This window comes from uncultured Salinicola sp. (genome assembly GCF_937921195.1).
In the GTDB taxonomy this organism is placed as follows: Bacteria; Pseudomonadota; Gammaproteobacteria; order Pseudomonadales; family Halomonadaceae; genus Salinicola.
Genome location: NZ_CALFQK010000065.1, coordinates 1 through 20,960, shown reverse-complemented (window position 1 = coordinate 20,960; position 20,960 = coordinate 1). Strand labels below are relative to the sequence as shown.

The window sequence follows — 20,960 nt, the reverse complement described above, 5'->3', positions numbered from 1 at the left end:
CGCATGAAGTGGGGCGTTCGTCGGGCACGCTGGCAGGCGGCGTTGCGCGACGGGTTTCAACGTGGCCTCGGTACGCCCCTGGAAGAAGCGCTCTACCGGCGCTGGGCCCAGGGTAGAGCGGGTGGCCGGTGGATCGAGCGCCGCGGCCTGCCACGGCGCTCAATCGAGGCGAGGCTGGGAGAGGCGCTGGTGGTCCACGTCGATCCGCGCCAGTTGATCCGCGATCTCAACGCCAAGGGAATCGGGGGAAAACGCCCATCCTCCTCGGCCTTCCTCTGGGATGGCGACTGGGATTTGAGTCGTGGCGACCTGCGCCGGGGTTCGCGCTATCGCTTCGTCAGCGATATCGACGAGCACAGGGACGACCTGACCCAGACCGAACGCTTTCGCCAGTACCGTTCCCGGCTCGAATCGGGGCACCCCTGGTCTTCCTACCAGCAGGGCATCCTGCTCGACACGGAAGAGAAGATACTCGCCTACCTGCGCACCTATCTCGGCTTCCTCGACGACATGGCGGCCCGGGGGTTCGACGTCGGGCTGGGAAAGGACGATCTGGGGGTCGCGGTCACCCGCGAGGGCCGGTTGCTCAAGGTCAACCGGGGCCTTCATCGGCTGGCGATGGCGCAGCGCCTGGGGCTGGCCTCGATACCCGTCGTCGTCCGCGCCGTACACCGGCAGTGGTGGCAGCGCGTGGTCGGCGACTGCCGCGGAGAGGAAGCCCTGACCCGCGTGGCCGAGGCGCTGGCCTCGTGCACGCCGGAAACCGAACCGGGGATGCTGGATCCCGGCGACGAGCTGGGGCCGATCGAGTGGCCCCAGCCACGTTAGTGCCGCCGGGGCCAGCCTACGCACGCGCCGTCGGTGGCGATCCGGACGTTGCCGGCGTCTCAGTTGACGCCGTTCCAGAGCCGCTCCTGCAGGCGGTTTTCGCTGCGCATGCGCTGGTTCATCTCTTCCAGCGAGTAGCGCTCGATCAGGGTGGGTGACGAGGAGAACAGCGAGACGCCCAGCCCGGCCCGATGGTCCGGAATGGTGTAGCCCATGGCCTCCAGCAGCGTCGGCAGGACGTCGACCATGCTCGCCGGGCGCTCGATGACGCGGGGACGCAGGCCGTTGCCCAGCATGATCAGGGTGTTCTCGCGTTCTTCCGCGATCAGGTCCTCCCACGCCGAGTTCTTCATCGAGAGGTGGTCGCTGGCGACCACGACCAGGGTGTTGTCCAGCAATCCCTCGGCTCGGAGCCTTTCGATGAAATTCCTGACCAGCCAGCCGGTGCATTTGACCGAGTAGAGGATATCGGTGCCGTCGAAGGTGCCCTGGTTGTCGATACAGGATTGCGACGGATGGCCGAACGGCGGGTGGCCCGCCAGGGTGAGTCCGAAGAAGGCGTAGGGCTTCTGGCTGTCGTGCAGCCGTCGGATACGCTTCTCCGCGAGGTCGAGCAGCGTATCGTCGTAGAGCCCCCAGTCGTTGAGATAACCGGACGGGGCCTTGTCTTCCAGCTCATCGCGGCCCAGGGCGGTATCGAAGCCGTGGCCGAGATAGAATTTCGCCTTGCCGGCGAACTTGGTGCTGGCACCGCCCATGTAGGTGAGATCGTAGCCCCGCGCGTGCAGCAGGTCGCCCAGGCAGTCGACCCCCGGCAGCACGTCCGACAGCGGCTCGAACTGGTTGTCGTGCATCAACCCGGCGGGCATCAACGGCACCCCGCACTGGCTGGCGACCATGCCGGCCATCGTCCAGCCCGTATTGTCGAGCTGCTTGACGCCATGGAATACCACGCCCTCCTGGCCCAGCCGATCCAAGTCCTCGTAGGCGTTGCCGAAGCGCTGGGTATCGCCGTAGGTGCGCTCGGTGCTCTCCATGTAGAGGTAGATCAGATTGGGTGGCTGGGGCGCTTCGGCGAGGATCTCCGGTGGCTGGTAGCGATCGTTGAGCCAGCTCTCGTCGTCGTCGATCACCGAGGCGCCGCGCAGCGACAACCCGAACAGCAGTGGGTTGAACGCCAGCAGGAACAGGCTCAACACCCGTTCCCACAGGCGCCAGCGATGATCGGCCCGTACCAGCCAGGTCACGGCGACCAGCATGGCGATGGCGGCCACGGTGTAGATGACCCCGGCGATCTGGCGATCGGTGCTGCCGTTCTCCTCGATGCCGGCCTGGAGATGGAAGATCACGGCGCCCAGGTCGAGCTGGCCGAAACTGTCGTCGAGATAGATATAGACCCACCACAGGATCAGCGGCAGGGCCGACCATGGCCACGCCTTGCGCTGGGTGGCGCGCTGGGAGACGTGGCCCCAATGGAAGCGATGGCCGATGGCGAGCCAGGCGAGCGTGACGGCGACGGGGGTCCACCATGGCAGAACCCAGACCACCATGATGGCGTAACCGATACAGAGGCCGATGTAGGTGAGTGCACACCAACGTCGAGTGTCGCGAGAGATGGTCATGACGCGCTTCGATCCGTGAACGTCGTGTTCTATCGATGCCGATTCCGGGCACCGCATGGAGAGTCGTCATGACTCTATCATGACGAATCCGAGACAAGCAGGTTATCGACGAGTTCCCGCCGGTCTCAGCGGGCGTTCTGCAGCGCCATGTCGCCGGCGTGCCTCGCCATGGCCAGCTCGATCAGGCGCGTCACCAGGGCCGAGTAGTTCAGGCCGCTGGCCTGCCACAGCTTGGGGTACATGCTGATGCGAGTGAAACCCGGCAGCGTGTTGATTTCGTTGACGACGATGTTTCCCTCGGGCGTGAGGAAGACATCGACCCGCGCCAGACCGGCGCACTCCAGCACCTGGAAGGTGCGAACCGCGATGTCGCGAATCGCTTCACTCGCGCCGGCATCGATGTCGGCGGGCACGGCAACGGTGGCCGCGTCGTCGTCGATGTACTTGGTGTCGTAGGAGTAGAAGCCGTTCTCGACCACGATCTCGCCGCAGACGCTCGCCTCCGGATCGTCGTTGCCCAGCACCGCGCACTCGATCTCGCGACCGGTCACGGCGGATTCGACCAGCACCTTGTGGTCGAAGGCCAGCGCCAGCGCCAACGCTTGCTGGAATTCGAGCGCGGTCTCGACCCGGCTGACGCCCACCGACGAGCCCTGGTTGGCGGGCTTGACGAACAGCGGAGAGCCAAGCGTCGCGCTGAGGGCGTCGAAATCGGCCTCGGCGGCGGTGCGGCGGTTCAAGGTGACGAAGGGCGCCACGGGGATGCCGGCATCGCGCAGCAGGCGCTTGGCGACGTCCTTGTCCATGCCGGCGGCCGAGCCGAGCACGCCGGAGCCGACGAAGGGGAGGTTGGCCATGCGCAGCAGGCCTTGCAGAGAGCCGTCTTCGCCGAGGGTGCCGTGGACGATGGGGAAAACCACGTCGAGTTGCCCCAAGGCGCCCTGGGACGACTCGGCGGCGATCAGCTGCTGGCGTTCGCGGCCTGGCACCAGCGCGATGTCGCCGGCGGAGGGGTTGAGGGCGATCCGCCGCGGATCGTCGGCGTTCAGCAGGAAGTCGGCGGCATCGTTGACATGCCACTGACCCTGCTTGTCGATCCCGATGACCGTGACCTCGAAACGCTCGCGATCCAGCGCGTCGACGATGTTCCTGGCCGACTGCAACGAGACCTCGTGCTCCGCCGATTTGCCGCCGCAGATGACGCCGACCCGAATTTTGCTCATGGTTATGCTCCGCTTCACTGACGATCTCGATGCCGCTCGGGTGCGGCCACTCGGGCGTCATGATGCCACGATCCCGCCGCGCAAGTATTGCGCCGTGGGTACGCTAGCGGCCGCTGATCCGGCGATAGAGCGCCAGGTAGGCCGCAGCCATGGCCGCGGGGGTGAAGGCGGCGAGCCGCTGGCTGGCGGCGGCTGCCAGTCGTTGCCGCCGGGCGGGATCTTCCAGCAGCGCGATCAGCGCCGCGGTCAGCGCATCGGCATCGCCGGCGGGCACCAGCAGGCCGCTGACGTCGTTTTCGATCAGATCGGGAATGCCGTCGACATCGCTGGCCACGATCGCCACGCCGTGATCCATGGCATCGAGCAGGGTGGAGCCCAGTCCCTCGTTGCGGGAGGGAAATGCGAACAGGGTCATGATCTCGAGATAGTCGCCGACATTGGGCTGGAAGCCCTCCCAGATGACGTTGTCCAGATCGGCGCTCTCGGCTTTCAGCGCCGCGTCGTCGTCGCCTTCGCCCAGCAGCAGGAAGCGAACGTCCGGATGCGTCTCGCGCAGCCGCCGCGCCGCCGCCAGCAGTACCCGTTGCCCCTTGTGGCGATCCACCAGCGCGCCGATATGGCCAATCACGCGCTGCCCGGTGAAGCGTTCGTGCAATGCCGCGACACGCGCGGGGTCGCTCGGCTGGCCGGACAGCACGCTGGGAATGCGGGTGACCGGACACCAGTCGCGCTCGCGCAGGTGGCTCTCGATCACCGACGAGATCGCCACGGCGCTCGCCGCGGCGCGGTAGGTCCAGCGGTTGAAGCGCTTGTCCTTGACCGGCTGGGGGACTCGCCGCGTCAGGAGGTAGGGCGTACCGCGCAGGCGCCGTTCGACCCATGCCCAGTGCACCGCCTTGGCCTCGTGGGCGTGGACCAGGGTTGGCCTCGGGTGTCGGCCATGCCCGGCGAGGGCATGATCGGCGTCGATCAGTTCGATATCGGTGCCGAGCGCCCGGTCGGCCAGCACCGCGCGCATCGGCGAGTCGCGGCGGCAGACGAGGCTCTGCGCTATCGCGATCCGCTCGTCGTCGATGCGGGCCAGCGCTTCGATCAGCAGCAGCGTCTGGCGCTCGCCACCGCGAAAGCCGCGGGCCAGGTTGGCGTGACGGATGTGCAGCGAGTGGCGTTCCATCGATTCACCAGATCCGGTCGAAGTCTTCGGCGTCGCGCACCTTGGCATCGCGCTGCAGTTCGAGCAGCTTGGCGTATTTCAGGTAGGCGTTGACCGCCGCCGAAAGCGCCACCGAGACGCCGTCGAGGCCGCCGGCGAACCCACGCTGGAACAGGTACTTGCGCACGAAGGCATTGGCGCCGTGCAGCGCCGGCGACCAGCCGTTGGCTCGCTTGCCCTTGAGGTACATGATCTTGGCCGCGCGATTGGAGAAGCGGCCGCTGGCCTTGCCGAACAGTTCGGCAAGGTTGGCGAACGAATAGTGTTCCAGGTCGGCGTCCAGGCGCTGCGGATTTGTCGCCGGCACCGAAGCGTGCTGGCGGCTGTCGGAGAAGCCGGTGCGGTCGCGATCGAAAAGCCGGATGCAGTAGTCCGGATACCAGCCACAGTGGCGGATCCAGCGACTGCCGATGAAGTTGCGTCGGCGCAGGGCGTAGGCGTCGTGGCCGGCGTCGTCCAGATCGAGGGCCAGAATCGCCGCCACCGCCTCGTCGGTGAGCCGCTCGTCCGCGTCCAGCGACAGCACCCAGCGATAACCGGCGGCCTGCGGTCCGACCCGCTTCTGGGGGCCATCGCCCAGGTAAGGCTGATGGATCACGCGGGCGCCGAATGCCTCGGCCCGGACGACGGTTTCGTCGCGGGAGCCGGAGTCGACCACGATCAGCTCGTCGCAGACGCGCGCGAGCGAGGCCAGGCAGGCTTCGATGTTGTCGGCTTCGTCGAGCGTGATCACCACGCCGGTAATGGCGGCCATGGGCAGTCCTGGGTCGTCGGGGAGTGGAGCGTCATTCACCGACCGGCGGCGGGGCATCGCGAGCGGTGCGACGCGCCGCTACCGGTCGGCGCCTGAGGCATTGTAGCGCGGGGTTCGTCAGCGGTAGAACTGACGGAACCACTGCATGGCTTCGAACACCGCCGGCGAGAACTCGGCGTCGTCGATGGGATCGAGCTGCCGGTCGACGATGTTCCACTGGCCGGTGCCGTCGACCACGGTGATGCGGTCCGGCTCGATGATGCCGTAATCGATGTAGCTGCTGGCCTGGACCCAGGGGTGGTCGATGTCCGGCGCCAGCAGATCCTGGCCCTGCGCGTAATCGGTGAGCGGGTTGGTGCAGCCCAGGGCGTGGCGCATCAGCATCGGTGCGACATCGAGATGGCTGGTCATGCCCTCGACGCGTCCGGGTTCGACCCCCGGGCCGTTGACGATCATCGGCACGTGGGTCTGCGGCGAGGCGAAATTGCTGTTGTGGCCCCAGTAGTTCTTGCCGAAATCGTTGAGCGACTGGCCGTGATCGGCGGTGACCACCAGCATGGTGTCTTCCCACTCGCCCTTGGCCTTGAGATCGTCGATCACCCGGCCCAGCAGCTCGTCGTCGTAGTGCACGGCATTGCGGTGGCGGTTGGCGTAGGGCACCGGATCGGTGTCCGGGCCCAGATCCAGATAATCCATGCCCTGCACCGAAGGCTGGTAGGGCTGGGCGGCGCCTTGCGGGACGTCATAGCCGTGGGGGGCATCGTAGAACAGCATGCCGAACCAGGGGGTGTCGTCCTGCTGCTCCTGCCGGTCGAGCCAGGCCAGCCAGTCCTCGGTCATGCGCAGGTCGCGACCGGAGGGAGAGTCCCCAGGCGTGCTCAGCCGCAGCGGGTCGACCGAGCTGAAGATCGTGCGGTCGAAGCCGACGCCGTCGAGGCTGGCCGAGGAGAAGATGCCCAGCGCGTAGCCCTGCTTCTGCAGCTGCGTGATCAGAAGCGGCGGCGTCTGGGTGTCGTCCAGATAGGCGTAATAGTTGCCGCTGAGGCCGTAGAACAGGCTCATGGCGCCGTTGCGGGTGGCGTTGCCGCCGCTGTAGTGATCGAGATAGCGGCGGCCGCTGTCGTTCAGCGCCGCATAGAGGTTGGGCGTGTTCCGTGGACCATACTCGTCGGCGCGCCAGGAGTCGATCATGACGACCATGACGTTGGGCTTGTCGCTGGGCTGGCAGCTCAGCGGACTCTTGGGCCAGTCGAGATTCTGTGCCTGCTTGGCATCGATATCGGCCCGCTCGGCGCGGGCGGCTCGGGGATCGAGCCAGCCGTGCTGCTCCATGAAATCCTTGGCGGTGGCCGGGAACAGCAGCGGATAGATGCCGACCTGCTGGGTCACGCTGCGATGGTAGCGGGCATCGGCGACGACATGCAGGGCGTGGCTGCCGAGCAGCGTCACCAGTATCACGCCGCAGCAGAGTCCCACCGGCACGCGGCGGCCACGGTTGCCCACGATCAGGCGACGGGCGAGCCAGCCTTCGAGCGCCAGCGCCGCGACGACGCAGCCGACGACCACCAGCCAGGTGGTGACGGTGAAGCTGAAGATCTCGCCGTTCTTGTCGTTGAGGAACAGCGACACCATGAAGGCGTTCACGTGGAAGCGATACTGGGCATAGACGACCGTGTCCAGCAGCAGCGCGCTGAGCCCCAGAGCACCGAGCAGGGTCGCCGGCAGCCACAGCCAGCGCGCCTTGAGCACCAGCGCCAGCGCGGCCAGCGGGAGCCAGCCGAGCAGGACCAGCATGCCGAAGTGGCCGATCCAGGTCAGGATCAGATAGGCGATCCCCATGGGGTCGTGCGGCATGGCGAGGTAGGGCGAGTAACGCAGTGCAATCAGCCACACCAGCGGCAGTTGCACCAGGGCGAAAAGGAGGGTGCCGCGCCAACGGCGTCTCAGCGTATCTTGCATGGAGGGTCAGGCCTTGTCGTGATCCGCCGGAGCGTTTCGATAACCCTCGGCGATGGCGATGAAGAGTGATTCCGCGTTGGCGGGCGAGAAACGCACGAGGGAGCGCTCGAGTCGTGACAGATTGCGCTGACGCCAGGCGCCTTGCGGGCGTAGCCGGCAGCGGTCGAAATCTATCAGCCAAACCTTATCTTCGTCTGAAACCAGCAGGTTGCGCGCGTTGAGGTCGACATGGTCGAGCCCGGCGTCGTGAAACCGGCGAATGGTGGCGCCGACGTCGGCGAGCAACCGCGGCGAGGCACTTGCCAGGCGCTCTGCCAATGCCTGGCTCTTTGGCAGGCGCTCGGTGATCAGCGCCGCGCGATAGGTGATACCGTGGCGTACCACGATGGCCGCCACCGGCGCCGGCGCCGGCAGCCCCTGTTCGAACAGGGCGCGTGTCAGGCGCATTTCACGAAAGCCGCGGGTACGCTCGAGGCCCGTCCAGAGATAGTCGGCTTGGCTGACCCTGGCGGCCATGCCGCCCCGGCGATAGGGCCGCAGCACCCAGTCGGCCCCATCGACGGCCAGGAACTGGCTGGCGCCGCGGCCGGGCGCCGAGCCGACCACCAGGCCGCGTGCGGCCCAGGCATCCGGGTCGAGCCAGGCTTCGCCGAATGGGGGCAGAATCGGCAGGTCGGGCTGAGCGAGACGCGTCGGATCGTATAAGATATGCGCGTCCCGATGATGGTAGGTCGATAGCGACATGGTCGATCCTTGACGTAGGGCCGAAGCGGGATGGGCGCGCCGCCGAAAACGCGGCGACGAGCCGCGGGACGCATTGTAACCGGGCAGACCCGTTGTCGCATGTCGGCGTCTCGTGCCGCCGAGGATTCGTCGACCCGTCGGGCGTCCATTGAACTCGAGGAAGCTGCCGTGACCGAAGATCCGCAAGCGCCGCTGGCCGCGATCGCCATTCGCCAGGTGGAGAAGAGCACCGGCGCCAGCCGCAACGCCTTCGAGCAGGCTGCGGCGCTGAAAACCCTGGGCTACCGGGTGACGATCCTGGCCGAGCGTGGCCGGCGCGAACTGGCGGAAGCCGCCGGTGCCGAGCTGGTTCGGCTCAAGCGCTGGCCATTCAAGGGACCGTTCCGGCGGTTCTGGTTCAACCGCCGCGTGCAGGCCTGGTGCCGGCGACATCGGCCGGCGATGCTGGTCAGCCACGGCGACGTCGAGACGCCCGATGTCGTCTACATGCACAACTGCGTGCACCTCGCCAGCCAGCGCATCCATGGCCGCGATCTGCCCGCAGGCCACGAAGTGGCCGCCATCCACGATCACGTGCTGACGGGGGCCAGGTTTCGTCGCCTGGCGGTCAACTCGCGAATGATGGCGGAGGATTTTCGCGATCGCTACGGCATCGACGACTCGCGCATCGAGATCAGCTACCCCGGCTACGATCCCGCGATATTCAACCGCGAGCGGGCCACGGCAGGCCGCGCGGCGCGCCGGCGCGAGCTGGGCATCGCCGACGACACCCGGCTGATCGGCCTGATCACCTCCGGCAACTTCATCAAACGCAACGTGGCCGGCTTCGTCGAGATGGCAGCCGGACTGGAGCAACGCCTGCCGGGCCGGTGCCGTTTCCTCGTCGTCGGCAAGGACGACTTCGCCCCCTACCAGCGCCAGGCCGAACAGGCCGGCATCGCCGAGCGCTTTCTCTGGCGCAGTACGGTCAGCGACGTCGAGACGCTCTACGGCGCGCTCGATCTGTTCGTGCTGCCGGCGCACATCGAGGAGTTCGGGCGCGTGTCGCTCGAGGCCATGGCCTGCGGCACGCCGGTGTTGCTCTCGTCCACCACCGGTGCCGCCGAACTGCTCGAGGCCGACCATGCCGAGCTGATGCTGGATAGCCGCGACACCCAGGGCTGGGTCGACCGTCTCGAGGAGCTGATGACGACATCGGACCTCGAGTCGCTGGGTGCCGAGCTTGCCGAGTTGGTGGGCGATTACTCCTACCGTCGCCAGACCGAGAAGCTGCGGGACTCCTTTGCCTCACTGTGAACGCTGGGCTTTGTACGAAAACTAGCTGCGCTCGGCAATACGGCGTTAAAAATCAGCTCAAAATGCTCATTTACACCCCGTAAATTCCGCGTTTTCGCCGATTTTTGCCTTGTCTTGCCCTCGCTCGCTGACTTTTCGTACAAACCCTAGGTACGGATCACGCTGTCGACGAAATCCACCAGCGTCTCCCCATAGCGGTCGAGATCGAAATCGCGGGCGACCTGCTCGCGGGCGGCCTGCGCCATGCGTCGCCGCAGCGATGGATCCCGGGCCCAGCCCTCAAGGACCGTGGCGGCTTCCGCCGGCTCGAGTACGCCGGCCTCGACGAGGCTGTCGGTGGTGGGATCGTAGACCTCGTCGGGCCCCTTGGCGCAGCGGGGGTCGTAGCGCGCCAGGCTGTGGCGCGAACGGCCGGGGTTCAGGACGGCGCCATTGACGCCATGACGCACGAGCTCCGGCAGGCCATCGGCATTGCCGACCAGCGTGGGCAGGCCATGAGCCAGGGCTTCCTGGACCACGTTGCCGAAGGGTTCGCGCCAGGAGGGGCAGATGAAGGCGTCCAGCGAGGCGTAGAAGCCCGACATGTCGTCGACCAGGCCCTTGAAGTGAACGCTGTCGTTCAATCCCCACCGCGCTGTCCACTGCTTCAACACCGGCTCCAGCGGCCCGCTGCCCGCGATCCACAGTTCCGCCTCGGGGCAGCGCTGCTTGAGTTCGGCGAAGGTTTCCAGGGCGACCATCGGCGCCTTCAGGCCCGTCATCCGGCCCGCGAAACCGAGCCTGAAGCGGTCGCCGGGGTGGCTGGCGGCCTGTTCCGGGAGACGGATGGCGTTCTGCAGCACGCGATAGGGGATGTCGGGATCCAGCTGCCACTTGAGCTGGAGAATCCGCAGGCCGGCGTAGGAGTTGCAGAGCACGCCGTCCAGCCGCGAGAGATAACGCCTCAGGCCGGGTGCATCCGCTGCCAGCCACGCACTCCCGCGTTCGAAGTGGATCAGCGGGATGCCGTCGTCGAACGCCAGCGGATGATTGACGATCTTGTTCCAGACCACCACGGCATCGAGTTCCAGACGCTGCATCATGGCGAGCTGATAACGCTGGCGCACGCTCGGCAGGAACTTGGGAATCCGCCAGCGCCCACCCTTGATACTGTGCATCCGTGCCGCGCGGTGAGGGGCGTAAGCTGGCTCGAGCAGTGAATGGATCTCGTCGGTCTGCAGCAGCACATGGTGGTCGTGCTGCGGGGTATGGCGGGTATAGAAGCGAGTGAAGTAGCGTTCCACGCCGCCCAGGTTTCTGAGGCTGACCAGGTGGCCGATGCGGCTGGTGGTGCCACGAGTTGATTCTTCGATCATGAATGTCTTGTCTGGATGGTTTTCTGGATGATTCGGTCGAAGCGCCATGATTGACGCGCGTTGGTCGGGGTGCGAGTCATGCCCGGTCAACTTCCGTTAGAATGGGCGCTTTACCCAATGGGAATTCATTCAAGCCCATGAAGCAATCTCTGCCAGAGCGCCCGCGACATATCGGCATCCTGCGTCTCTCCGCGCTGGGCGACGTCTGCAACCTGGTGCCCACGGTGCGCGCGCTGCAACGCCAATGGCCCGAGGCGCGGATCACCTGGATCGTCGGCAAGGCCGAACATGGCCTGCTGGACGGTCTCGATGGCGTCGATCTGGTGGTCTACGACAAGTCCACCGGTTTCCAGGGCATGCGTGCGATTTGGCGTCAACTCGAGGACGTCCGCTTCGACGTCCTGCTGCACATGCAGCAGGCGCTGCGCGCCAGCGTACTGTCGTTGGGGCTGAAATGCGACGTGAGGGTGGGCTACGACAAGGCCCGGGCCAAGGATTGGCAGCACTGGTTCACCCATCGCCAGCTGGCTCCCCATCCACGCGCACATGTGCTCGAATCCTTCATGGATTTCGCCCGCCTGCTGGGGGTCGAGGATACCCGCCTCGACTGGTCGCTGCCGGTGCCGGACGCCGCCTACCAGGAAGCGCGCCAGTTGACCCGCGACCGGCCCTATCTGGTGATCAGCCCCTGCGCCAACCCGCGGCTGCGCAACTTCCGCAACTGGTCGGCCGAGGGCTATGCCGCCGTGATCGAACACGTCTGGCAGCGCTACGGGCTGAGAACCGTCATGAGTGGCGGCGGCAGTCCCCAGGAACGCGACATGGGCGAGCAGATCCGCCGGCTGGTGCCCGATGTCGAGATCATCGACGCCATCGGTCGAACGTCGCTCAAGGGCCTGCTGGCCCTGCTGGATCGGGCGCGCGTGGTGATCGCACCCGACTCCGGGCCGGTGCACATGGCCAATGCGCTGGGCACGCCGACGCTGGGGCTCTACGCCACCACCAATCCGGATCGCGCGGCCCCGTACTGCTGGCGCAGCCATGTGGTCAATCGCTACCCTGACGCCGTGCGCCGCTATCTGAAGAAGTCCGTCGAGAGCGTCAATTGGGGCACGCGGGTGCGCCACGCCGACGCCATGGCACTGATCACGCTGGACGACGTGGTCGAGCATCTGGACGGACTGATGACCGCGACACGCGATACCGCCAACGCCGACGACGTAACGGAGCCGCCGCATGAAGGTTGATCTTTCGCAGTTGGAGCACGCCCGTCTGCTGGTGGTGGGCGATGTCATGCTCGACCGCTATTGGCATGGCGCGACGTCGCGGATCTCGCCCGAAGCGCCGGTGCCGGTGGTGAAGGTGGAAGATGCCGACGATCGTCCGGGCGGGGCGGCCAACGTAGCCCTCAACATCGCCTCGCTGGGAGGCCACGCCAGTCTGGCGGGCGTGGTGGGGCGCGACGACAACGCCGACCATCTCGAACGTGCGCTGGAAGCTGCCAATGTGAGCGCTCACTTTCAACGCAGCCCGGAAGTGCCGACGATCACCAAGCTGCGCGTCATGAGTCGCAACCAGCAGTTGATCCGCCTCGACTTCGAATCGCCGCTGTGGAACGTCGACACCGCGCCGCTGGTCGCCAAGGTCGAGGCGGCGCTGGGCGATGCGGAAGTGGTGATTCTCTCCGACTACGGCAAGGGTAGCCTGAACCGGGTCGAGACGCTGATCGCCGCGGCCCGAGCGGCCGGCAAGCGGGTGCTGGTCGATCCCAAGGGCAGCGATTTCAGCCGCTATCGCGGTGCCAGCGTGATCACGCCCAACCTGGCCGAGTTCGAAGCGATCGTCGGCCCCTGTGCCGACGATGCTGAACTGGCGGAGAAGGGCGAGGCGCTGCGGGCGGCGCTGGCGCTCGAGGCGCTGCTGGTCACCCGCAGCGAACGCGGCATGACCCTGATCCGTGAGGGGCACGCCCCGCTGCACCTGCCGACCCACGCGCGGGAGGTCTTCGACGTCACCGGCGCTGGCGACACCGTGATCGGGGTGTTGGGGCTGGCGCTGGCCGCCGGCCACGGCTTCGGCGAGGCGGTGATGCTGGCCAATCTCGCCGCCGGACTGGTGGTGGCCAAGCCCGGCACCGCGGTGCTGTCGGTGGCGGAGCTCTACACGGCACTGCACGGCGACAGCCTGGCCGAATACGGCGTCATCGGGGAAGGCCCGCTCGTCGGGGCGGTGCGTGCCGCGCAGGCTCGCGGCGAGCGCGTGGTGATGACCAACGGCTGCTTCGACATCCTGCATGCCGGCCACGTGGCGTATCTGGAGCAGGCCAAGCGCCTCGGCGACCGCCTGATCGTGGCGGTCAACGACGACGCCTCGGTGGCCCGGCTCAAGGGGCCCAAGCGGCCCATCAACACGCTGGCGCGCCGGGCCCAGGTGCTGGCGGGGCTGGCCGCGGTGGACTGGGTCGTCCCCTTCGGCGAAGACACGCCGGCGCGGCTGATCGAGGCGATCCTGCCGGATCGGCTGGTCAAGGGCGGCGACTACCGGCCGGAGGATATCGCCGGTGGCGAGGCGGTCATCGCCAATGGCGGCGAAGTCCTGGTGCTGGGCTTCGAGGATGGCGTCTCGACCACCACCATGATCGATACCATTCTCGACCGCGAGCGCTGAGCCGCGGTGCGCGCTCGACACGGCCTCCCGTCGCGACTCGCGCGCTGGCTCTACTCGCTGGCCGTCTGTCTGTTGTCGCCGCTGATCTGGTGGCGGGTGTGGCGTGAGTGGTTGCCCACTCACCCCCGTCGCGAGCGGCTTGGCTTCATCGCCGTGGAGGGCGATCGCCCGCGGCTGTGGCTGCACGCGGCATCGGTGGGTGAAGTCGTCACGGCGGCGCCCCTCATCCGCTCGCTGCTGGATGATCACCCGGATCACGACCTGGTCGTCACCACCATGACCGCCACCGGCGCCGAGCGCGTTCGCCAGATGTTCGGCGAACGGGTCTCCCACCATTTCCTGCCGCTGGATTTCCCGATCAGCGCGCGACGTTTCATCGCCCGACTGAATCCCCGCCTGGCGGTCATCGCCGAAACCGAGCTCTGGCCCAACCTGCTGGCGGCGTGCCGACGCCGGGGCGTGCCGGTGGTGGTCGCCAATGGCCGCTTGAGTGCCGGTGCCTTCCGGCTCTACCAGCGCTTCGGGGCCCTCAGCCGGGGCATGCTCGAGACGGTGGCCTGGATCGGTGCCAAGTCGCCACTGGACGCCGAGCGGTTCGTCTCGCTGGGCGCACCGGCGACGCGGGTGGCGGTGACCGGGGCGTTGAAGTTCGATCTCGACGTGGACGACGCCACGCGCCACGCCGGCCAGCGACTGCGGGCGAGCTGGGGGGCGCGGCCGGTCTGGATCGCAGGCTCCACCCATCCGGGGGAAGACGAGCAGGCGCTGATCGCCCATGCCGCGCTCAAACGCCGTTGTCCCGACGCGCTGCTGATTCTGGTGCCGCGCCATCCCCGGCGCTTCGATGCCGTCGACGCGACCTGCCGCGAGCGGGGGGAGCAGGTCGTGCGATTGAGCGCGCGAATGCCGGTCACCCCGGAAACCACGGTACTGCTGGGCGATACCATGGGCGATCTGATGCGGCTCTACGGCTGTGCCGATGTCGCCTTCGTCGGTGGCTCGCTCGAGCCGGTCGGCGGCCACAATCTGCTCGAGCCGGCGGCGCTGGGCGTGGCGGTGGTGAGCGGTCCCCATCTCGACAACCTGCGTGAGATCGCCGATACGCTGGCGGCCGGCGAGGCCAGGCTCGAGGTCGCCGATGCCGATGAGCTCGGCGCCACGCTGATCTCGCTGTTCGAGGACGACGATCGCCGTCACCGGCTTGGCGCGGCCGGGCGGGCCGTGGTCGAGGCCAATCGGGGGGCGCTGGCGAGGACCCGTAAGAGAATCGCAGCGCTGCTGAACGATTCGTAACGTCATCGACGGGAATGATTGAAAGTTCGGTCTGTCAGAAGCGTGTCAGAAATGCCTGCGACACTCTTCGATGGCTCGAACCTCTTGGCTGCTGGATATTCCCGTATGGACTTTCGATTCAAGAGTCGCAAGTTGCGATTTTATACTGGCGGTATCGCCAGCCTGCTCGTTCCCGACAGTCTCTATCGCCAACGTCTGCATCGATTGATGGCGACGCTCTCCGACGAGGAGATGCGTGCCGTCATGAAACGAGTCGATTACTACAACCGTCTGGCGAGCCCTTTCGACCCTGGCGACGGGGCGGTGCGTATCGGCGATTTTCGCTACGAGAAGCGCGGCGCCTATTACCTGGATGCCAGACGGGTGGTTCGTCATTTCGATCCCGAGCTGCGTTTCAACTACCGCTTCGGCGACGTGACCTGGGTGGCCGAGACGCCGACGATCGTCAAGAGCCGCCCGATCTGTCGCGAGACCCCGCCGGGCAACGCCAACAACCTGCTGTTGAAGCTCAACAGCGTGCGCCACTTCCATTTCGCCAACGACCGGTTGCGGTACGCCGACAAGAAGACCGGCGTCGTCTGGCGGGGGAAGTGCTTCCATGAGCACCGGGCCGCGGTGCTGCGCCGGTTCTGCCGGCACCCGCGGATGGATATCGGCCAGAGCCATGCCAAGCGGCGCCATCAGCCGGATTATCGACCCTATCTGTCGATCGAGGCACAACTGCAGTACAAGTTCGTGCTGAGCCTCGAGGGCAAGGACGTTGCCACCAATCTGAAGTGGATCCTGTCGTCGAACTCGCTCTGCCTGATGCCGCCCCCGCGTTACGAGACCTGGTTCATGGAAGGCGCGCTGGAGCCCTATGTCCACTACGTGCCGCTGGCCGAGGATTGCCACGATCTCGAGGAGAAGATGGACTACTACTCGACGCGTCCGGAAGAAGCCGAAGCGATCATCCGCAACGCCAACGCCCATGTGGATCGATTTCGCGATACGCGCCTCGAGCACCTGATCTCGCTGCTGGTGATGCACCGGTATTTCGCGCTTTCCGGGCAGCTGTCGTCCCGGTCCGACCCGCTACCCGCTCACCCGGCGGTCAACGCCAGCGCGGCGAGAAACAACTGGGCGTGACGCCCGGCCAGCGCCTCGAGATCGCGGTCATAGCCGCCGCCGATGACGCCCGCGACGGGAATGCCCAGTCTTCGGCACTTCGCCAGCACCCGATAATCACGGCGATGGAGGCCGTGGTCGCTCAACGACAGATGCCCCAGCCGGTCGTCGGCGTGCACGTCGGCGCCGGCATCGAACAGCACGAACTGCGGCTGGAAGTCGCGCAGGATCGAGTCCAGCGCCGTCTCGAGGCGCTCCAGATAGACATCGTCCCCGGTGCCGCGGGGTAGCGCCACGTCGCGATCGCTCCGGCGCTTCTCGAACGGGAAGTTGGCCTCGCCGTGGAGCGACAGCGTGAAGACCCGTGGCTCGTCGCGGAAGATCCAGGCCGTTCCATCTCCCTGGTGCACGTCGCAGTCGACGATCAGGACCCGCTCGAGACGATACTCGGCCAGCAGGTAATGGGCGGCTACCGCGAGATCGTTGAGCAGGCAGTAGCCGCTGGCACGATCGGCGTAGGCGTGGTGGGTGCCGCCGGCGGTGTTGAGTGCCAGCCCGGTCTGCATGGCGCTGCCCACCGCGGCGAGTGTCCCGCCGACTTCCAGCAGGGTGCGTTCGACCAGCGCCGGCGACCAGGGGAAGCCGCTCGGCGTACGCCGCGTGGCCGCGATCTCGCCCAGGTAAAAGCGCTGCAGGTAGTCGGCGGTGTGCCCACGCAATAGCGCCTTGCTGGTCGCCGGCGCAGGGGTGATCCAGCAAACGTCGTCACGGTCGTCGAAGCCCAGCGTCGACAGGCGCTGGCGCAGGATCCGGAATTTCGCCATCGGGAACGGATGGCGCTCGGGCCAGTCGATGCTGTAGCCCGGGTGATGAACGATGGGTAGCACGCGCGAGTGATCTCCGCTGGGTCGATGAAAAAGCCGTTGGTACTGGGCCGCGGCAATTGGTCCCTGGCGGTGGTGCCAGGGATCGCTACGCTGGGAGATGCCCTCCGTTGCCGCGAGTTTTTCGCCATGCGAGTTACCGTTTTCAGTGCCCAGCCCTACGATCGCCGCTTTTTCGACGAACTCGCTGCCGTGCAAGATGCCGATGACGACATCGAGTGGCATTATCAGGAGGCCAGTCTCGATGCCGGTACCGTAGCACTGGCGGCGGGCAGTGATGCCGTCTGCGTGTTCGTCAACGACTGCCTCGACGCCGCCGTGCTCGACACGCTGGCCACCCTCGGGATCCGCGCGATCGTGTTGCGCTGCGCCGGTTTCAACAACATCGATCTCGCGGCTGCCCATCGGCTCGGGCTGTTCGTGGCGCGGGTGCCGGCCTACTCGCCGGAGGCGGTGGCCGAACACGCGCTGGCGATGATCATGACCCTGAACCGCAAGACTCACCGGGCCTTCAACCGCGTGCGCGAGGGCAATTTTGCACTCGATGGGCTGCTGGGTGTCACCCTTCATGGCAAGACGGCGGGCGTGATCGGGACGGGCCGGATCGGACTGTGCATGGCACGTATCCTGAAGGGACTCGGCTGCGAGGTGCTGGGCTACGATCCCTATCCTGCCGACGCGTTCCAGGCCTACGGGGAAGCGGTCCCGCTCGAGGCGCTGCTGGCACGCTCCGATATCGTCTCGCTGCACTGTCCGCTGACCGAGCAGACCCATCACCTGATCGATGACGGGACCCTGGCGGCGATGAAGCCGGGCGCCATGCTGGTCAATACCTCGCGAGGGGCGCTGATCGATACCCCCGCGGTCATCGGTGCGCTGAAATCACGTCAGCTGGGGGCGCTGGCCATCGACGTCTACGAGCAGGAGAGCGAACTGTTCTTCCGCGACCACTCGGCGGAGATCATCGACGATGACGTGTTCGCGCGCCTGGCGAGTTTCCCCAATGTGCTGATCACCGGGCACCAGGGTTTCTTCACCGTCGAGGCGCTGCGCGAGATCGCCCAGGTGACCCGGGCCAACCTGATGGCCTTCGCCGAAGGCATCGAGTGCCCCAATCGGCTGTAGCGGGTCGGGTCAGCGGGTCATGCGCTCCACGCCACCGCCGGTACCCAGCATCAGCACGTCGGCCGGACGCTTGGCGAACAGGCCGTTGGTGACCACGCCGACCACGGCATCCAGCGCCGCTTCCATCGCCTCGGGCTGGTCGAACAGCTTGTCGTAACCGTCGAGGATACGGTTGCCGTTGTCGGTCAGCACGCCGTCCCGATAGACCGGCGTGATGCCCAGCTTGACCATCTCGCGGGCGACGTAGGAGCGCGCCATCGGAATCACCTCGACCGGCAGCGGGAAGCCGCCCAGCACCTCGACCCGCTTGCTGGCATCGGCGATGCAGATGAAGCGCTCGGCGCAGGCGGCCACGATCTTCTCCCGGGTCAGCGCCGCACCGCCGCCCTTGATCATGCGCAGTTTCCCATCGATCTCGTCGGCGCCGTCGACATAGACCGGAACGGTGCCGACATGGTTGAGTTCCAGCACGTCGATACCGTGGGACTTCAGCCGCGCTGCCGTCGCTTCCGAACTCGCTACCGCGCCGCGGAAGTCGTGCCGGCGAGCGGCCAGCAGATCGATGAAGTGGTTGGCCGTGGAGCCCGTGCCCACGCCGATCACCGCATCCGGGGTCAGCAGGTTGTCGATGTCTTCGAGGGCTGCGGCGGCGACGGCGCGCTTGAGATCGTCCTGGGTCATGTCGGTTCCGGCAGGCTGAGAGGGAAGGGTTCGATTCGGGTACGCTCGGAGCGCGGCCAGTATAAAGCAAGCGGCACACGCTGCCGATGTCGCTGGACGCTCGGGGCCGGGGTCTGCTAACAATACGGGTCCACTATTGTTACCCACCGTTCCCGTGCCCGCCGACCCCGAGGCGGGAGCGCTGCACCCCCAGCTGTTCGCCAGGACATACCCGAATGCAACTCGAAGACATCGTCAAGAAGATCCTCCAGGCCCGCGTCTACGAGGCGGCCCGGGAGACCCCGATCTCCCCGCTGCCCGCGCTCTCCCGCCGTTTTTCCAACCGCATTCTGATCAAGCGCGAAGACCTGCAGCCGGTGTTCTCGTTCAAGATCCGCGGCGCCTACAACAAGATGGCGCAGTTGAGCGACGAGCAGAAGGCCAAGGGCGTGATTGCGGCGTCCGCGGGCAATCATGCCCAGGGTCTGGCGATGGCGGCCAAACAGATGGGGGTCAAGGCGGTGATCGTGATGCCGCGGGTCACGCCGGACATCAAGGTGTCGGCGGTCCGGGGCTGGGGCGCCAGGGTGGTGCTCAAGGGCGACGCCTTCGGTGAAGCGCTGAGCCACGCCCGGGAGCTGATCGCCGAGCATGGCTATACCTACATTCCGCCCTATGACGATTTCGACGTGATCGCCGGCCAGGGCACGGTGGCGATGGAGATCCTGCGTCAGCACACCGGCCCCCTGGATGCGATCTTCGTCCCCGTCGGCGGCGGGGGCCTGCTGGCGGGTATCGCGGCCTATATCAAGTACCTGCGACCGGAGATCAAGGTGTTCGGTGTCGAGGCCGAGGACTCCGCCTGCCTCAAGGCGGCCATGGAGGCCGGCGAGCGGGTGACGCTGGATCAGGTCGGGGTGTTTGCCGAAGGCGTCGCGGTGGCGCAGATCGGCGAGGCGCCATTCGAGATCCTGCGTCATCACGTCGACGGCGTGATCACCGTCAACACCGACGAGATGTGCGCGGCGGTGAAGGATACCTTCGACGACACCCGGGCGGTGGCGGAGACTTCCGGGGCGCTGTCGCTGGCGGGATTGAAGAAATACGTGCAGCAGACGCAGGTCAAGGATCAGACGCTGCTGTGCATCAACTCTGGCGCCAACATCAATTTCGACCGGCTGCAGCACGTCGCCGAGCGCACCGAGCTGGGCGAGCAGCGCGAGGCGATCCTGGCGGTGGAGATCCCCGAGCGGCCGGGCAGCTTCAAGCAGTTCTGCCGGGTGATCGGGCGGCGCATGGTGACCGAGTTCAACTATCGCTACGCCGATCCGGAGGGCGCGCACATCTTCGTCGGTGTCCAGGTCAAGCCGGGTGGCGAGGATCGCGAAGAGGTGATCCGCCGACTGCGCGAGGCCGACTATCCGGTCGAGGATCTCACCGACAACGAACTGGCCAAGCTTCACATTCGCCATCTGGGCGGCGGTCGGCCCAGGGAGCGTTTCGAGGAGGAGGTCTATCGCTTCGAGTTTCCCGAACGCCCCGGCGCCTTGATGAACTTCCTCACCCACCTGCCGGCGGACTGGAACATCTCGCTGTTCCACTACCGCAACCACGGCGCCGCCTACGGCCGGGTGCTGGTGGGATTGCAGATGCCCAACGGCGACCGCTCCCATGCCGAGGAGCACTTCGATCGCATCGGCTATCGCTACTGGAAGGAGACCGACAACACGGCCTACCGGCTGTTCATGGCCTAGAATTCGTCGGGAGCCGTCATAAAAGGATGAAATAGGCGCTAAAAGTCTCTGAATCCGATCTCAACCTTTTTGTATTAATGCCGATACTATTGGGTAACGAAAAAAGGTGTCATCCGGGCCGGAAACACTCTTGTCAAGATTTTGGCCTGACCCTATAGTCGTGCGCGTCGCTGCGGGGGGCAGCGACCGAACCCAACGCAGCGGAGTCGACATGAGACGCAAGCCCGACTTGGTAATGGCATTGGTACTGATCTTCGGCGTCGGCGTGGTGGCAACGGGCTACGCGCAGACGCTGCTGGGCGCCTGAGGCCCGGTGGTGAACACGCCGGATCGCTCGACTGGCGACGGTCGTCGAATCGCGGTGTGGTGAAGAGAATCAGCCAGTGGGGTGTGGCTCGAAACGGCCGGTAGCGGAAACGCTGCCGGCCGTTTTCGTTTCCGGCCGTTTCGAGCCGCCGATCGTGCGGTAGCGTCTG

17 protein-coding genes are annotated in these 20,960 nt (G+C 66.4%); 8 read left to right on the top strand and 9 right to left on the bottom strand.

Going from position 1 to position 20,960, the window contains the following annotated elements:
• On the top strand, positions 1 to 828 hold an 828-nt coding region (locus Q0602_RS05650), incomplete at its 5' end, for a hypothetical protein (RefSeq protein WP_367276921.1).
• 59 nt (positions 829 to 887) lie between these two features.
• Here the strand turns inward: Q0602_RS05650 and Q0602_RS05645 are convergent.
• From Q0602_RS05645 to Q0602_RS05620, 6 genes are all read right to left on the bottom strand, one after another.
• Positions 888 to 2,450 carry a sulfatase-like hydrolase/transferase gene (locus tag Q0602_RS05645; protein ID WP_298840115.1) on the bottom strand — a complete coding sequence of 521 codons (1,563 nt, stop codon included), beginning with the start codon at positions 2,448 to 2,450 and terminating at the stop codon, positions 888 to 890.
• A gap of 125 nt (positions 2,451 to 2,575) precedes the next feature.
• A complete protein-coding gene (ddlA, locus tag Q0602_RS05640) occupies positions 2,576 to 3,673 on the bottom strand; it encodes a D-alanine--D-alanine ligase (protein ID WP_298840111.1) in 1,098 nt (365 codons plus the stop codon).
• Between the two features lie 103 nt (positions 3,674 to 3,776).
• Positions 3,777 to 4,847, bottom strand: coding sequence for a glycosyltransferase (locus Q0602_RS05635; RefSeq protein ID WP_298840108.1), 1,071 nt, complete (start codon positions 4,845 to 4,847; stop codon positions 3,777 to 3,779).
• 4 nt (positions 4,848 to 4,851) lie between these two features.
• Positions 4,852 to 5,640: a glycosyltransferase family 2 protein gene (locus Q0602_RS05630; RefSeq protein ID WP_298840105.1), complete on the bottom strand. Its 789-nt coding sequence runs from the start codon at positions 5,638 to 5,640 to the stop codon at positions 4,852 to 4,854.
• Between the two features lie 117 nt (positions 5,641 to 5,757).
• Entirely contained in the window at positions 5,758 to 7,599 is a 1,842-nt protein-coding gene (locus tag Q0602_RS05625) for a DUF3413 domain-containing protein (protein ID WP_298840102.1), read from the bottom strand.
• A 6-nt stretch (positions 7,600 to 7,605) separates the two neighbouring features.
• The gene (locus tag Q0602_RS05620) at positions 7,606 to 8,343 is read right to left on the bottom strand and encodes a 3-deoxy-D-manno-octulosonic acid kinase (RefSeq protein ID WP_298840099.1); all 738 of its coding nucleotides are present in this window, start codon (positions 8,341 to 8,343) and stop codon (positions 7,606 to 7,608) included.
• A 168-nt stretch (positions 8,344 to 8,511) separates the two neighbouring features.
• Between Q0602_RS05620 and Q0602_RS05615 the strand changes: the two genes are divergently transcribed.
• On the top strand, positions 8,512 to 9,639 hold the full coding sequence (locus tag Q0602_RS05615) for a glycosyltransferase family 4 protein (protein ID WP_298840096.1): 1,128 nt from the start codon (positions 8,512 to 8,514) through the stop codon (positions 9,637 to 9,639).
• Positions 9,640 to 9,785: 146 nt separating this feature from the next.
• Here the strand turns inward: Q0602_RS05615 and Q0602_RS05610 are convergent, their stop codons facing one another.
• On the bottom strand, positions 9,786 to 10,994 hold the full coding sequence (locus Q0602_RS05610; protein ID WP_298840093.1) for a glycosyltransferase family 4 protein: 1,209 nt from the start codon (positions 10,992 to 10,994) through the stop codon (positions 9,786 to 9,788).
• A gap of 137 nt (positions 10,995 to 11,131) precedes the next feature.
• Between Q0602_RS05610 and Q0602_RS05605 the strand changes: the two genes are divergently transcribed.
• The 4 genes from Q0602_RS05605 to Q0602_RS05590 all read left to right on the top strand — a co-directional run bounded on the left by Q0602_RS05605 (position 11,132) and on the right by Q0602_RS05590 (position 16,082).
• Entirely contained in the window at positions 11,132 to 12,241 is a 1,110-nt protein-coding gene (locus Q0602_RS05605; protein ID WP_298840090.1) for a glycosyltransferase family 9 protein, read from the top strand.
• On the top strand, positions 12,231 to 13,661 hold the full coding sequence (gene hldE, locus Q0602_RS05600) for a bifunctional D-glycero-beta-D-manno-heptose-7-phosphate kinase/D-glycero-beta-D-manno-heptose 1-phosphate adenylyltransferase HldE (protein ID WP_295035474.1): 1,431 nt from the start codon (positions 12,231 to 12,233) through the stop codon (positions 13,659 to 13,661). The genes Q0602_RS05605 and hldE overlap by 11 nt, the downstream gene beginning before the upstream one ends.
• 6 nt (positions 13,662 to 13,667) lie before the next feature.
• Positions 13,668 to 14,954 carry a lipid IV(A) 3-deoxy-D-manno-octulosonic acid transferase gene (gene waaA, locus Q0602_RS05595; RefSeq protein WP_298840087.1) on the top strand — a complete coding sequence of 429 codons (1,287 nt, stop codon included), beginning with the start codon at positions 13,668 to 13,670 and terminating at the stop codon, positions 14,952 to 14,954.
• A 132-nt stretch (positions 14,955 to 15,086) separates the two neighbouring features.
• Positions 15,087 to 16,082, top strand: coding sequence for a glycosyl transferase family 90 (locus tag Q0602_RS05590; protein ID WP_295035472.1), 996 nt, complete (start codon positions 15,087 to 15,089; stop codon positions 16,080 to 16,082).
• On the opposite strand, the gene Q0602_RS05585 is transcribed toward Q0602_RS05590, so the two are convergent.
• On the bottom strand, positions 16,037 to 16,948 hold the full coding sequence (locus tag Q0602_RS05585; protein WP_298840083.1) for a histone deacetylase: 912 nt from the start codon (positions 16,946 to 16,948) through the stop codon (positions 16,037 to 16,039). The genes Q0602_RS05590 and Q0602_RS05585 overlap by 46 nt on opposite strands.
• A gap of 126 nt (positions 16,949 to 17,074) precedes the next feature.
• On the opposite strand from Q0602_RS05585, the gene Q0602_RS05580 reads away from it, so the two are divergent.
• The gene (locus Q0602_RS05580; RefSeq protein ID WP_298840080.1) at positions 17,075 to 18,070 is read left to right on the top strand and encodes a 2-hydroxyacid dehydrogenase; all 996 of its coding nucleotides are present in this window, start codon (positions 17,075 to 17,077) and stop codon (positions 18,068 to 18,070) included.
• A gap of 9 nt (positions 18,071 to 18,079) precedes the next feature.
• Here Q0602_RS05580 and rpiA read toward each other — a convergent pair whose 3' ends face one another.
• Positions 18,080 to 18,751 carry a ribose-5-phosphate isomerase RpiA gene (gene rpiA, locus Q0602_RS05575; protein WP_295035470.1) on the bottom strand — a complete coding sequence of 224 codons (672 nt, stop codon included), beginning with the start codon at positions 18,749 to 18,751 and terminating at the stop codon, positions 18,080 to 18,082.
• A gap of 215 nt (positions 18,752 to 18,966) precedes the next feature.
• Here rpiA and ilvA point away from each other — a divergent pair, with 215 nt between their 5' ends.
• The gene (gene ilvA / locus Q0602_RS05570) at positions 18,967 to 20,484 is read left to right on the top strand and encodes a threonine ammonia-lyase, biosynthetic (RefSeq protein WP_298840075.1); all 1,518 of its coding nucleotides are present in this window, start codon (positions 18,967 to 18,969) and stop codon (positions 20,482 to 20,484) included.
• Positions 20,485 to 20,960 lie beyond the last annotated feature (476 nt).

Bases quoted from the DNA above. Each gene is read 5' to 3' on its own strand.
- Q0602_RS05645 (WP_298840115.1), bottom strand. From the start codon at position 2,450: ATGACCATCTCTCGCGACACTCGACGTTGGTGTGCACTCACCTACATC.
- ddlA (WP_298840111.1), bottom strand. From the start codon at position 3,673: ATGAGCAAAATTCGGGTCGGCGTCATCTGCGGCGGCAAATCGGCGGAG.
- Q0602_RS05635 (WP_298840108.1), bottom strand. From the start codon at position 4,847: ATGGAACGCCACTCGCTGCACATCCGTCACGCCAACCTGGCCCGCGGC.
- Q0602_RS05630 (WP_298840105.1), bottom strand. From the start codon at position 5,640: ATGGCCGCCATTACCGGCGTGGTGATCACGCTCGACGAAGCCGACAAC.
- Q0602_RS05625 (WP_298840102.1), bottom strand. From the start codon at position 7,599: ATGCAAGATACGCTGAGACGCCGTTGGCGCGGCACCCTCCTTTTCGCC.
- Q0602_RS05620 (WP_298840099.1), bottom strand. From the start codon at position 8,343: ATGTCGCTATCGACCTACCATCATCGGGACGCGCATATCTTATACGAT.
- Q0602_RS05610 (WP_298840093.1), bottom strand. From the start codon at position 10,994: ATGATCGAAGAATCAACTCGTGGCACCACCAGCCGCATCGGCCACCTG.
- Q0602_RS05605 (WP_298840090.1), top strand. From the start codon at position 11,132: ATGAAGCAATCTCTGCCAGAGCGCCCGCGACATATCGGCATCCTGCGT.
- hldE (WP_295035474.1), top strand. From the start codon at position 12,231: ATGAAGGTTGATCTTTCGCAGTTGGAGCACGCCCGTCTGCTGGTGGTG.
- Q0602_RS05580 (WP_298840080.1), top strand. From the start codon at position 17,075: ATGCGAGTTACCGTTTTCAGTGCCCAGCCCTACGATCGCCGCTTTTTC.
- rpiA (WP_295035470.1), bottom strand. From the start codon at position 18,751: ATGACCCAGGACGATCTCAAGCGCGCCGTCGCCGCCGCAGCCCTCGAA.
- ilvA (WP_298840075.1), top strand. From the start codon at position 18,967: ATGCAACTCGAAGACATCGTCAAGAAGATCCTCCAGGCCCGCGTCTAC.